The organism is Janthinobacterium saanense (genome assembly GCF_014200675.1).
Classification (GTDB): Bacteria; Pseudomonadota; Gammaproteobacteria; order Burkholderiales; family Burkholderiaceae_D; genus Janthinobacterium.
On the sequence record NZ_JACHCI010000027.1, the window covers coordinates 22,751 to 35,254 of the forward strand.

16 protein-coding genes are annotated in these 12,504 nt (G+C 60.5%); 2 read left to right on the plus strand and 14 right to left on the minus strand.

Going from position 1 to position 12,504, the window contains the following annotated elements:
* Positions 1 to 34 precede the first annotated feature (34 nt).
* The 8 genes from HDE72_RS25200 to HDE72_RS25235 all read right to left on the minus strand — a co-directional run bounded on the left by HDE72_RS25200 (position 35) and on the right by HDE72_RS25235 (position 7,787).
* Positions 35 to 1,012 (minus strand): N4-gp56 family major capsid protein, encoded by a 978-nt coding sequence (locus tag HDE72_RS25200; RefSeq protein ID WP_183747703.1) that lies wholly within the window; start codon positions 1,010 to 1,012, stop codon positions 35 to 37.
* A 265-nt stretch (positions 1,013 to 1,277) separates the two neighbouring features.
* Positions 1,278 to 2,231, minus strand: coding sequence for a hypothetical protein (locus HDE72_RS25205; RefSeq protein WP_183747705.1), 954 nt, complete (start codon positions 2,229 to 2,231; stop codon positions 1,278 to 1,280).
* Positions 2,232 to 2,326: 95 nt separating this feature from the next.
* The gene (locus HDE72_RS25210; protein WP_183747708.1) at positions 2,327 to 2,572 is read right to left on the minus strand and encodes a hypothetical protein; all 246 of its coding nucleotides are present in this window, start codon (positions 2,570 to 2,572) and stop codon (positions 2,327 to 2,329) included.
* A complete protein-coding gene (locus tag HDE72_RS25215; RefSeq protein WP_260176913.1) occupies positions 2,572 to 4,926 on the minus strand; it encodes a portal protein in 2,355 nt (784 codons plus the stop codon). Before HDE72_RS25215 ends, HDE72_RS25210 begins: the two co-directional genes overlap by 1 nt.
* A 57-nt stretch (positions 4,927 to 4,983) precedes the next feature.
* Complete coding sequence (locus HDE72_RS25220) at positions 4,984 to 6,513, minus strand: hypothetical protein (protein ID WP_183747714.1); 1,530 nt, start codon at positions 6,511 to 6,513, stop codon at positions 4,984 to 4,986.
* A complete protein-coding gene (locus HDE72_RS25225) occupies positions 6,503 to 7,126 on the minus strand; it encodes a hypothetical protein (protein ID WP_183747716.1) in 624 nt (207 codons plus the stop codon). The genes HDE72_RS25220 and HDE72_RS25225 overlap by 11 nt, the downstream gene beginning before the upstream one ends.
* Positions 7,127 to 7,129: 3 nt before the next feature.
* On the minus strand, positions 7,130 to 7,381 hold the full coding sequence (locus tag HDE72_RS25230) for a hypothetical protein (RefSeq protein WP_183747718.1): 252 nt from the start codon (positions 7,379 to 7,381) through the stop codon (positions 7,130 to 7,132).
* Positions 7,382 to 7,541: 160 nt separating this feature from the next.
* Entirely contained in the window at positions 7,542 to 7,787 is a 246-nt protein-coding gene (locus HDE72_RS25235) for a hypothetical protein (protein ID WP_183747720.1), read from the minus strand.
* A 461-nt stretch (positions 7,788 to 8,248) separates the two neighbouring features.
* On the opposite strand from HDE72_RS25235, the gene HDE72_RS25240 reads away from it, so the two are divergent.
* Both HDE72_RS25240 and HDE72_RS25245 read left to right on the plus strand, forming a co-directional pair.
* Positions 8,249 to 8,716 (plus strand): LexA family protein, encoded by a 468-nt coding sequence (locus HDE72_RS25240; protein WP_183747721.1) that lies wholly within the window; start codon positions 8,249 to 8,251, stop codon positions 8,714 to 8,716.
* A 2-nt stretch (positions 8,717 to 8,718) separates the two neighbouring features.
* Positions 8,719 to 10,020, plus strand: coding sequence for a Y-family DNA polymerase (locus tag HDE72_RS25245; protein ID WP_183747723.1), 1,302 nt, complete (start codon positions 8,719 to 8,721; stop codon positions 10,018 to 10,020).
* Positions 10,021 to 10,051: 31 nt separating this feature from the next.
* Here HDE72_RS25245 and HDE72_RS25250 read toward each other — a convergent pair whose 3' ends face one another.
* Genes HDE72_RS25250 through HDE72_RS25275 form a run of 6 tightly spaced genes read right to left on the minus strand, consistent with a single transcriptional unit; the run spans position 10,052 to position 12,498 of the window.
* On the minus strand, positions 10,052 to 10,294 hold the full coding sequence (locus tag HDE72_RS25250; protein ID WP_183747725.1) for a hypothetical protein: 243 nt from the start codon (positions 10,292 to 10,294) through the stop codon (positions 10,052 to 10,054).
* On the minus strand, positions 10,291 to 10,548 hold the full coding sequence (locus HDE72_RS25255; protein ID WP_260176923.1) for a hypothetical protein: 258 nt from the start codon (positions 10,546 to 10,548) through the stop codon (positions 10,291 to 10,293). The genes HDE72_RS25250 and HDE72_RS25255 overlap by 4 nt, the downstream gene beginning before the upstream one ends.
* Positions 10,545 to 10,916: a phage protein NinX family protein gene (locus HDE72_RS25260; RefSeq protein ID WP_183747728.1), complete on the minus strand. Its 372-nt coding sequence runs from the start codon at positions 10,914 to 10,916 to the stop codon at positions 10,545 to 10,547. The genes HDE72_RS25255 and HDE72_RS25260 overlap by 4 nt, the downstream gene beginning before the upstream one ends.
* Positions 10,913 to 11,548: a hypothetical protein gene (locus tag HDE72_RS25265; protein ID WP_183747731.1), complete on the minus strand. Its 636-nt coding sequence runs from the start codon at positions 11,546 to 11,548 to the stop codon at positions 10,913 to 10,915. The genes HDE72_RS25260 and HDE72_RS25265 overlap by 4 nt, the downstream gene beginning before the upstream one ends.
* Complete coding sequence (locus tag HDE72_RS25270; RefSeq protein ID WP_183747734.1) at positions 11,545 to 12,255, minus strand: hypothetical protein; 711 nt, start codon at positions 12,253 to 12,255, stop codon at positions 11,545 to 11,547. The genes HDE72_RS25265 and HDE72_RS25270 overlap by 4 nt, the downstream gene beginning before the upstream one ends.
* A gap of 18 nt (positions 12,256 to 12,273) precedes the next feature.
* Positions 12,274 to 12,498: a hypothetical protein gene (locus tag HDE72_RS25275; RefSeq protein WP_183747737.1), complete on the minus strand. Its 225-nt coding sequence runs from the start codon at positions 12,496 to 12,498 to the stop codon at positions 12,274 to 12,276.
* Positions 12,499 to 12,504: the final 6 nt, after the last annotated feature.

Below are 12,504 nucleotides of genomic sequence, written 5' to 3' on the forward strand. Positions count from 1 at the left end.
CCATGCGGGCCTTTCAAGGGGCGTACTGACGCCGTTATGCCGTTGCGCTAACTTCCACGCGCACCATCCACGCATCGTTCAGGATCACAGCCGTCTGCATGCTCTTCCACGCGGCGTGGCCGCGCTGGCCCAGCGGGTCAGAATCGCTAGGCTTCGGGTTGACGACCATCGGCGTCACCGCGTACATGCCTTTCAAGGCCACGATGCCATAGGCATTCGCTGCCAGGTACAGCACGGGGTACACATCGGCTTTGACGCCGCTGGCCGACAGCATGGCGCCCTTGTCGCCACCGGCGTCCGGGAAGGAATCGAAGATGGTCGACGTCAGATAGCGCACGTCTTCCACCTTGCCCAATTCATTCTCGAACGGCGTCATCGCGCCATATTTCTCAGCCGGCACGAAACCTGGCATGCCACGGATATCGCTTTCCAGGTCCGGGTGGGTCAGGCCGATGAAGCCAGGGGCAACAGCTTCCGTACCGAATGCCGGCGTGGACTTGACCACCGTGGTGATCGCGCGACCGTTCTGACGCTTCAGGGCGCGCGTCGCTTTACGCTGCACGGCAATGCTCAGCGCAGTATTGACCGCGCTACGCATGGCGCCGTTGCCGTACACGACGTTGGTGCCCGCTTTCAGTACGCCGAAACGCATTTTCTCGATCATCTGCGCGGCCTGCTCACCCAGCAGGGTGATCGACTCGTTCAGCACCGGGTCTTCATGGGTATCGAGGATCACATCGGTGATTTGGATACGGCTACCGTACTGCGTCAGGGTGGCAGTGACGTCGGTGATGGTCAGTTGCTGCGACGCAGGGGTGATACCTTCGGCCAGCGCGGTCGGCGTGGCGTCCAGCGCGTTGTAACGACGGAACTTCATGGTCTTGCTCGAATTGCCCGGCAAGGGTTTCGACTGGCCGAACTTCTCCAGGATCATGAATGGGATACCGCGCTTGAGCAGTTCTTTGGCCGCAAATGCTGCGGTACGTGGTTGAATATCGCCGAAAACGGACATTGAGATTTCCTCTAAAATGGGTGCAAAATCGAATAGAAAAGTTGGGTACACAGTCGATTCAGCGCGGGAGCGGGGGCCAGCCGGCCTGTCCGTTCACACCATGAAATTCGGAAACCAGTCGTATGCAGACGTGACCCATCAGCACGGCGCCATGGGCGGCCGCGCGATGAATGGTGTTTGCGCTATGGTTGCGTTCCTGTGAGCCCCGTCGATGACGCCGACGGGTTGACGACCTGCGAGCCTGCGCAGGTGCAGCTACTGCGGTTTAGTGCGCTTCCCAGGCCGTTTCGTAGTCCTTCGCGGCGGTTGGGGATTCCGGCAATTTCAAGCCGCCCGTACTGCGCACGCCTTCGGCCTGATCCATGGCCGTATCCATATCGGCGTCACCGTCCGACTTCGATGCTTTGTATTTTTTGAGCATGGCAATGATTTCCTTGGCCGTGCCAGCGCTGGCCACGCGCTCGGTTTCTTCCTTCTCGGCAGGTGCCAAACCGGCCAGCCATGCCTTGAATTCGTCGGAATTGGCGATGTCCATGAAGTCCGGATGCGCATCGGCGATTTTTTCGAAGTGCGCCCGCTCTTTCTCGCTGGTAATTTCGGCGATGATCGCGTCGATGTCCTGGCGCACTGGACCGGCATGCTCGCCGGCGACTGTGGTGGCGCAACGCTTTGCGACTTTGTTGATGACTTTGAGCAAGAGCGCGACGAATTCCGGGCCGAAATCGTCCGCCAGCGCCTTGAGGTCCGGATCGTCGCTGTCCACGCCTTCCTCATCCCCCTTGCCAGCGGCATCGCCCTTATCGTCTTGGTCGCCCTTATCGCCGGCGGCCGGCGTGCCGGCACCCGCTTTTTCACGATCCAGTTCCGCTTGCTGCGCCTTCAGGCGGCCTTCCCAGGAGCGCAAGCGCTGGTTTTCCTTCTCCACGTCGAGGGCCTGTGCCGCTCCGGCTTCCTGTGCTGCTGGATCGTCGCTTGCAGGACCTGCAGCTTCCTTACCTGCAGCTGCGGGCGCTGGCTCGCCTTCACCGCCATCGCGGCTCTTGTCCAGGTCAATCGAGACGGTGGGCGCAGTGCCGGTTGGCGTGGCCGTGCCGGGGGCTTCGTCCGGCGTCAGTCCGAATGCTTCATCTTCGGTCTGCTCCACCCGTTGCGGCTCTTCCGCGTAGGCGGCCGCATAGTCGGCCGCTGCCTTTTTGTTGCTCTCTTCAGTAATCGCCATGTGCATCTCCGTGGTTGGCTTATAAAAAAAGCCACCCGGTCAGGAGTGGCTCTGGCTGTCCTGATTACTCAGGGGTCAAAGAATCGTGTCGGGAGTTACCCGATCGGGGAGTCGTGCTGATTGGTGCTCACCATGGCCTGGCGCAGCTTGCGTACCTGGGACAAGGCGCCTTGGGTCCTCGGCACCACGTCCACTGGAGCGCTGGCAAGCGTTTCCAGGTGCAGTGCAGCTATGCTGTCGAGCAACTTGATCATCGCCATGTACAGATCGGTACCGCGATAGGCCCGCACCGTGACCAGCGCATCAACAGCGGCCGCATTCAGTTGCGTTTGGTCGGCCATCAGTCGATCGCCTGCGTTTCGATACCCGCCTGCATGCCCTCGCCCGGCCCAGCCATGGCTGGTACGGCAGCATTCGGCGCTTCTGGCTCCGGCGCGTTGCCGGGCACTGGCGTCGGCAGATCGTTGCCGGGCGGCGGTGCCGCCGGCAAGGTATCCTGGGGCGCTTGCGGCATCTGTTGTGGCGCAGCAGCATCTTCCCAGCCGGACGACTTGAGGATATTGTCGGCGCCCGGCGCAATCGTCGGATTGGTGGCGGCCACCCCGGCCGCTTGCGTGGCGGCATACACGGCGCCCACATTTTTCGCGGCGGCGTCGGCATTTTTCAGGCGTGCATTCGCCAGCACCTCTTGCACCTGGGCAGTCAGCTTGTCGAGGTTGGCCATTTTCAGTTTCATGTCCAGCTCCTGCTGCTGCTGGGCCAGTTGCTGCTGCTGTTTGGCCAATTCGTTGCTTTGTTCCGCAATGACTTCTTCTTCCGTTTTGACGACGTCGACCAGGTCGTGTGCTTCGGCACGCTGGCGCAACAGTTTTTCGCGTTTGATGAACGGCGCATCGAGCGGATTGGCCGTCTGCGCGGAGAACGCATCGAGCTGCTGGGCGCGGATCTCCTTGGCTACCAGGGAGGCGCTGCCACGCGCCTTGATGTTGTAATCTCCCTTGATGTCGTTATCCTTATTGAACTGCATGTTCCAGCAATACAGCGCATTGATGAACGGGGTGGTAATGCCCTCGTCATAGCCGTTGATCAGGTCCTTCATGACGACCGACGTATTGCCCATCAGCATGGATAGGCCCGAGGCAGTGCCGGCGGCGCCTTGGGTCGGATTTTCACCACCCATGTAGCGCGGTACGGCCGTGACCTCATCGGCATTGGTTTCGAACATGTTGACGATCGGATATAACTCTTCGAGCTTGCCCGGGATATTGAGCACGCGCACGGCCGGCGAGGCGGCATCCTTGCCATTGCGATACCACAACTTGAACGGATGCATGCGATCGGCTTTTTCCGTCGGTGACATCAAATCCATATTCACTTCAAACTGCGGACCGGCGGTCAGGGCGGCGTTGTCCAAGATCATGCGCACACCCGCATTGATCATGGTTTGATCGTCGCGCATGATGGTGGCCAGGCCTTCGCCAAAGATCGATGTCTCATCCTTGTCGAAGTAGTACAGGTGGTAAGGCCAGGTCACGCCGTTGATGGGCTGCAGGGCGGCGCGCACCACCTCACCGTTCGGCAGCAGCCACACGTTGGCGAAGAACGTTTCATGCATGCGCTCTTGCGGCACTTCAACCCCGCACGCCGCCAGCTGGACGGCATCGACCCATCCCCACCGCTCCAGAATCTCGTACTGGCCGTCGGCGTTCTTGGTGGCGCCGCGCTCGCCGACTTGGCGCAGCTCTTCGTCGTAGGCCTTGCGCTGATGCGAGCCGTCTGGGTTCGACAGCACGTATTCGCGTATCTTGTCGGCATCAAAACTCTTGCGCTCAGCCAGGGCCAGCGTGGCCGCCTTGCTCAGGACGTGGCGTTCATACACATAGCGGCAGTTTTCCAGCTCGGTCGCGCTCATGTCCGGGAAGAAGCGCCACAGCGGCACATAATCCACGAATGGCACGACATACGATTCCGTGATCGACTGCCACTTGCCATCCTTATGGATGAAGCGGGTCCGCACCTTGCGCTCGATCAGCGGCGCCTTCAAAATTCCCGTGCCGTACAGATGACCGGAATGGATTACGGCGCGGGCCGACTTCTTGTAGCGCGATTCGGTGAGCTGGTCATCGATCGTTTTCGACATGGCCTTGGCCGCAGCATCCACCATGTGCTTGATGGCGGCCTTGATCTCGTCCACCCCGGGCTTGCGCTGCAACACCTGGGTCAACTCGGCCGTGATCTTCGCCTCGGTTTCCGGCGCAACCGTCGGAACAGGCGTAGGCTCGATCGACCAGTTGCGGTCAGCGTTGGCTGGGAACAGCAGATCAAATACACGCGAATCGACCGTCTTGACCTTTACGCGCGTCTTGCGCACGAAGGCCTTTGAACGGTCCGCGTCCATTTCGGCTTCAATATCGGGGTCATACTGGCCGCGATACTGGCGCAGGTCCTGTAACCACCGCAACTCTGTCTCGCGACGTTCTTGCTCTGCCTGGGCAAACTCAGCCAGCCACACTGCGCCCAAGCCCGCCAGCGTTTTAAATGCGGGCGCGCCGGGCTCTTCGGACATCAGCGCTTCCTGCGCGGCGCTTTCGTATTCCCGCCGCTCGGCTTCGCGCTGCGCTGCGGCCTGCGCGTTGAGCATGGCTTGGGCCATGGCGCCGAGCTGGCCTTGCTCAGGTACGGTGCTGTCTGTCATGGGGATGCTCATAAAAAAAGCCACCTCAAGGGTGGCTGTCTGTGAATGGGGCGCTGCTCAATACCCGGCGCTTGTGGGCGAGCGGTAATGCTGCTGGCCGCCTCGATGTTCGGATGCCGCGCTGATCGGCGCGATGTGCTCCGCAAAGGTGAGTGCGATTGCGTCGGCCAGATCGGGGGACCGGACCTGGCGCGCCTTCATTTCATCCTTCGATTCGACCAGCTTGCGACCGTTCGAGCTGGTTTTGTACTTGGGCGCCGACATATCGGCGACCAGTGCCGGGTTCGGCGGCAATGTGCAGGGTTGGTCTTCCACCCATTCCTTCATGCGATACCACATTTCCGCACGCTTATTCGCATAGGTTTCACTATCCTCGGCCTTCGATGCGCTGTTCACCCCAATGACAGGAATGTTCAACTCCTTGAGCCGGTCCACGATGCCGCTGCCAATGCCGATCTTGTCGACCAGCATGCCGTCAGGCTGATATTGCTTCCAGTGCGCCGCCAGGATGCCGGCTACTTCCATCGGCCCCTTTTTCTCGTACACCTCCAGGCGGAACACCACGCGGCCGCGCCTGAACGCGATCGCCGTGCGGTCCGGGCCGTATTCGGCTGGGTCGCAGCCGATGATCAGCGGACCCATCATCGCGCGGTAGTCGCTGGCGATGGCCGCCATGACGTCGGTGGGGTTGATCAGCGGGTCGGTGGTGGCCGACTTGAACGCCAGCGCCGCCGTGGCGGGATACTCCTGATCGAACAGCCAGGCCATCGACTGGCCATAGGTGATGATCTTGTTAGCACGCCAGGCCATCTGAGCCATATCCAGGCCATAAGTCTCCATGTACTTCGTGTCGGCGGCCGACAGCTCGAAGTCTGCCGGCACGGCCGCGCGGTATTCGTCCTGCCAGAACCAGGGCACGAAAATGGCGATGTACTCGCCTATACCGGCTTCTGCGTCCTGCCACATCTGGTGGAAGGGGCCGCCGACACCATTGGCCGTGGACTCGATAATGATTTCGGTGCCGTCCATGTCCGAAATCGCATTGCCCAGACCCGCCATGTGCATGATGGCGTTGTCCCAGAAGGCAAATTCCGAGGCGTGTAGCAGCTGGGCCGTGTTGGAGCGGCCCACGTCCTTGGAACCAGCCGTGGCGAGCTTGTAGCCGCCGTCGAGCCGGTTGAAGACCAGTTCCTTGCTGTTCGTCGCACTGGTGGACGGCGAGAAAACGTTGTGCTGGTGATACCGCTTCACCATCTTGAACAGGTTGTCAGTCGCCTTCTGCTCGTGGGCTACGATGAACGCGTTGCGGCCGAAATTGATGCTGCTGATGCAGTAAAAGCGCGCGCCGATGTAAGTCGAAGCGCCCTGCTGACGGCCCTTGAGGATGATCGCGCGCACTTTGCCGGTGCGCTGGCGTTGTTCCTCGATCTTGGCGTGAATGTAGCGCTGCGCCCGATTGAAGCGCAACGGGACCTTCTTGCCCTCCTTGTCCTGCACGTACATACAGGTTTCGCAGTGCAATTCGATATCGTTTCGCAGCGCTTCAATCGTCCGATCGAATTCCGCCTGGCGGTTGCTACTCGCCATGCTTGGCCGCCACACGGCGGATGGCATCCTCTACGCCACTGCCGAGGTCTTCGTTATCCTTATCATCCATGCCGAACGCCTGGCGTTCCATTGCAACCAAGCTGCGCAGGGAGTCGGCCAGCGTCTTCATGGTGGAAGAGCGCGTGCTCAGCGAAATGACCTTCTCGAATAGCTCCAGGCGCTTGTTCTGGCCTTTCTCGTCGGGCTGGCACATGGCTTCCGCCAGCTGGTGCAGCAGGTCCCTGTTGTCCGTCTGGAATTCCAGCTCAGCAAGCAGACTGCTCGACAGCTTTCGGGCGCGCTGAATGTCGGTGCGGTGCGCCAGGATAATCTGCGACTGCATCGCGGCATTGGCCTCGACAATATCGCGCTCTTGCGCCGGCGGCAGATCGGGTGCCGGGTCCGGCATCGCGGCATGCGCGATGATCGATTGCGTCTTGGCGCGTATCTTCTCGGTCAGGTTGCGCGTGATACCCAGCTTCGTGAAGCGCTTGTCCATGGCCGCGCGCGATACGCCGTACTGCACGGCCATCTGCTGCTTGGTCTTGACGCCGGCGCGCCAGTCCGCCTCGACCAGGTCCCAGTCGATCGCCTTTCTTTCTGCTGCTGCCATGGATTACTGCGCCTTCTTGTGTTGTTTCTGCCGTGGCCTCTCCGCAGTCGTGCTTGGCACCTGCAAGGTCCCGATCGAGGCGACTGGCGCATGCGATCGCACCCAGCGGGCGGCGTACTCGACGTCCTCGTAGTCATCCGGCGCATCGTCAGCCGGCAACCAGGGCAACAACGGGTGGCGCGCCTCATCGATCGTCAGCGGGCGCTCGTCCTGCCGCGCATCGGGCTGGTGGTGGCATTGACGGGTGGTTTTCACGGCAGTCCAAAATAGAAGGCCCCGCACGCATTGCTGCGCCGGGGCCAGTGCCTGAAGGATCAGACACAACGGTGAAATGGTTGAATGGCAGATATGCCTGGTAAATAAATGCCCGGTCCTACCTGAGAAAATTTACCAATCGCCGTAAGTCGTTGATTATTTAGCCTTTGGCTGGAAGATCAATTTCTTCCGTCGCATCGCCAAAGCCGGGAACGTCGCGCTCGACGCCATACACGCGCTGCTGGAGGAACACGATGGCCAGCAATACTGCAACCGTGCCCAACACGCCCCAAGCCCAGCCCGGCGCGGCCAGGCGGTCCAGTAGCAATCCCAGCAGGATGATGAAGCCGAGGGGCGACGCCATCGGCAAGGAAGACGGCTTGATGGTAACTTTGCTTTTCGACATGTACGTTTCCGCGTTGAATTCGGGGGAATGGGCGGCGCCTGTGTGGACCGACCATTAAAAAAGCCCAGGCGACTTGTCATCGACTGGGCTTTCCGTGGCGGACTACCGCCATTTGATGATGGCCGATTGCTGATATCGGCTTGCAGCCTATAGAGCGGGAGTGGCCCGCCCCCGGAAGGGTAGTGTCCGTAACGCTCTGCGTCCCCTGCTCGCATATAGCATGCGACTCCCTGCCCCAGCTTGCGGGCAGCGATTCACCATCCTTCGACCCCTTGAAAGTGCCTATTTCAGGCCTCTTTACGCAAGAGACAGTTATTCAGACTATCGAATTGAGGCGAATTTTACGGCCATTTGTGCGGGTTTCGCCAGAACAAAATCGCGCGGATTTTCCCGCACAGGCTCCTTCCGGTATCCAAAGTAAACCGCTATACTGTATAAAAACACAGTATAAAGTAACCAAAATGACCATCTTCCCCCCCATTCCGGCTAGTTCTGGCGTACTCCAGCCCGGCACGCCCGCCGCGCAACTCGCGCCGCTGGCATCACGGCCGCTGTTCTGCCAGAAAATTCCCGCTGGATTCCCGTCGCCGGCGGCCGACTATACGGAAAAGGGCCTGGACCTGAATACCTTCATGGTCCAGCACAAGGAAGCATCGTTCTTTTTCAAGGTGGTGGGCATGAGTTTGTCCGGGGTGGGCATCCTGGATGGCGACATCGTGCTGGTGGACCGTTCAGTTACAGCTGCGCACGGCCACTACGTGCTGGCCGTCATCGATGGCGAATATACGCTCAAGCGCCTGTACCGCCAGCACGGGGTCATCGAACTGCATCCTGAAAATCCCGCATTCAAGCCGATACGCTTGGTGGAAGGCAACGAACTGCAGGTGTGGGGTGTCGTCACTGGCGTGGTGCGCAAGTTGCGGGTCTAGCCATGGCTGATGCGCGCGCCCAGCTGTTCGCCCTGGTGGACGTCAATAATTGCTACGTGTCATGTGAGCGGGCGATGAATCCGCGGCTGCGTGATGTTCCGGTGGTGGTGCTGTCGAACAATGACGGATGCGCCGTGGCCAGGTCGAATGAGGTGAAGGCGCTCGGGGTGAGCATGGGGGAACCGTGGCATAAATTACAGGACCTGGCGCGCCAGCACGGAATTGTGGCGTTGAGCAGTAATTACGCGCTCTATGCCGATTTTAGCAACCGCATCATGACGATCCTGCGCACCTACAGCCCGCACGTCGAGGTCTACAGCATCGATGAGGCCTTCCTGAGCCTGAACGGCATGGGCGGGCTGTGGGACACGCCTACGGCCATGGGCCAGGATATCCGCGCCAAGATACTCCAGTGGACCAGCCTGCCGGTGTGCGTGGGCGTGGGCGCATCGAAGACGCAAGCAAAGCTGGCCAACCACATCGCCAAGAAGTTTGCCCTGTTCAACAGCGTGTGCGATCTTTCCACGATGTCGGCCGCCCGCATGTTCTGGCTATTCTCCCGCATCGACGTCGGCGAGGTGTGGGGCGTGGGCCGGCGCATCGGCGACAAGCTGCGCGCCATGGGTATCAATTCGGTGCAGGACCTGAAAGAAGCCAGCCCGCGCGACATGCGTGCTAAGTTCGGGGTCGTGATGGAGCGCACATGCAACGAGATTCGGGGCATTTCCTGCCTGGCCCTGGAAGAGGTGGCGCCACCACGCAAGGAAATCGTCAGCTCCAAGTCCTTCGGCGCCATGGTGGCCAGCATCGACGAACTGGGCCAGGCCGTGACGTCCTATGTCACGCGCGCCAGTGAGAAGCTGCGGTCGCAGGATTCGGTCTGTGGGGCCGTCCACGTCTTTATACAGACCAACCCTTTTCGCAAAATGGACTTGCAGTACAGCAATGGCCTGACCGTGCCCTTGATTGTGCCGACGGACGATAGTCGCGTGCTGGCCGGCGCCGCCCTGCATGGCTTGGAACGGATATTCATCGAAGGCTTCCGCTACAAGAAGGCTGGCGTGATGCTGTTGGACCTGTCGCCCAAGAGCATGCTACAGGGCGTGCTGTTTGATGAAGCGCGCCCGCGCGAACCCGCTGTCAAGGTGATGGCGGCGCTCGATGCGCTGAACGATCGGTTCGGGCGGGACTCGGTGACGCTCGCGTCGGCAGGCCTGGCCCCGCGCTGGGCGATGCGCTCCGGCAATAAGACGCCCTGCTATACAACCAGGTGGGACGAGTTGCCAAAAGCCAATGCCAGATGAGTGGCCACCCAAACGGCACCAGAGTTCCCCATCATTTCAACACCGGTACCATGCTGCTCTTCCCTAGCTGGCGGCGATACAAAATCTCGATCCGGTAATCGCCATGCATCGCGCCGGCTATCTCGGTCGCGGTGGCCAGCTGTTCTCTGGCGCTTTCGAGCCTGTTCACCTGACGCATGACACTGGTTTGAAGCGAATCCACGCCCACAAGTTTGTCAATTCGGGCTGACAGCATAGCCAAAGCGCTACCCATTGTAAAAGTAGCTGGAATCATTTAAGGCCCAGCGCTTTCCTCGCCTCCTTGATGCCAGCCAGTGCCGGCGGCACCTGTGCACGGATAAGCGAAAACAGCTCCCGCATATCGCGCTCGAAGGGCTGCATGTAGGCCTTGCCCAGCTTCACGTAGAAGGCCTTGAAGAAATTGTCAGGCCCGTAGCCGGCCAAGGCATCCAGTGCGCGCAGCTGGCCCTCGGTGAGCTCGATGCTGGCCGTGATACTGACGCTGGTATTGATCTTGATGTCGCTCACAATGTTCCTTCGCATGCTGGGACGTTCTCGCCCAAGGTTGACTGGGCCACATCCGGCACGTCGGCGCCGAAGACGGCCGCCACGTAGGCCCGCATGGCCGCTTCCAGCCCGGTTGCGCCGGCCTGCCATCCGCAGTAGGTCGCTTCCCAGCCGCCCAGGTAGGGGCCGATGCGCACGCCAATGCGGTCGATGATGGGCCAGCTGACGGCCGGGTTGGTCGATGGGTCGAACCGCTGCTTGCCGCCGCGCACGCAGATCAGCATATCGGTGCGCGGCACCAGCTGGATGCGCAGCTGGTCGGCCGGGATGCCCTCGGCACGCCCTACCCAGTAATCGAGCAACGCATCGGTAAGCAGGGATACCCTCATGCTTGCACCCCACGTTTCAGCATCTTGTCGATGTCAGCGATGATTTCGGCCTGCGTTCCGCGCGGTCCGAAGTCCACAATCGTGTCGCGCGCCTCCCGCAACAAGTTAAGCGCCGGGTCTGTCCACACGGACGGATGAATACTCAGCGCGCTCGATGCCGGGCATGGTGATATGGAGTCTCGCCGCAGTTTGAGGAGAGCCCGTGCAATGTTCTCGCCTTCGTCCACCATCCGATCCCGCACGCCACGGCCAGCCAGCAGCGCATCAAGGGGGATGCCGGTCATTTTGATGACCAGACGAGATGCCACCTGCATTGCCTCACTCCATACCTGGTCAATAGAGGTCTGCAGGACATCGACAGCGTTAATGAGTGCTGGCGGCTCGAATGGCCCCACAGCGCAGTCCTCACGCAGTGGACTACCCTGTAGTGCGTTCATCACTTTCATCAGGGCAGCATATGCGGCGCCGGCGTCCTCCACCAGCTCGCCCTGGTACATCATGCCCTTTGCGGTGAGGCGCAGTTCGTTCGGACCCGGATGAAACACGAAGTCGTGGATGATGGGCTGTCCCATCGTAATCGAACCGGCGGCAAGAACGTCCGTGGGTATGCCGATACGGTACTGGCTGCTCATGCGGCGACTTCTGCACGGCGTGCCTTGGCGCGCTTGCGTGCACCGCCATGGCCTTGCCGCTTACTGGGAACAGTTCGGAGGTCAAGAACATGGCCTTGCCGATCGATCTTGACAGTTGCCGAGTGATCGCCGCCCACCTTCCCCAGGTCCGTGCCGATAATTACCGCTTTAGACGGAATTGCCAGGTTTATTGATTCGCTGTCAGGCCGCTGGAGCTCCGCCCACAATCGGGCCTGTCCGTGCGCAAGGGCGATAAATTCGGCAGCGGTACTCGTATCGCATTTGCTTGTGGGTGTTACATCCGCTTGCTTGAAGAGATCCTTGATCGCAACGTTGTCGATAGCGACCATTCCCCCAGGAGAGATAGTCACCTTGCGGACGGACAGGCCATAAGCCAGTGCGTCGCGCATGTGGTTCGCATCCGTGCGCTCGGCGCGCTCCATCATCGCCTTACCAATGGCTATCAGTTCCGGGTCAACCGCACAGGTTGCCAAAGGTTTGATCAGGGCGCCTTGAGTCTTTTTTGCTTTCGTTTTCACCAGCAAGTAGGCATGCACCATCAATGCTACGGCGGGGAGGATAAAGATCGCCAGGTTGAGGTAGCTGAACACGGGCAACTGGTGAGCTGCTTGCATGGAACTTACCGCCGCATGAAGAACGGTCAGGACGAGTAAGGCGGTGGTAATGCCGAAGTGAGTGAGGCGCATGATTATCAATCCAGGGGGTTAGGCGAAGGGGAATGCTTGGCGCACGGCTGTGGTGCTGCGCTTGAGGTAACAAGGCAGGCGCAGGCCGCGCCAATCGATGAAGGTCTGCCCGTGGCACGCCAAGCCGGACAGGGCCTTGGCGAAGTAGCTATGGAAGCCCTGACGGGTGAAGATCGCCGGCGACGGGCGGGCGTAGATCATCGCGTGCGGCCAGACGAATGGGAAGGATGCGGATTTGGTCATGGAGTT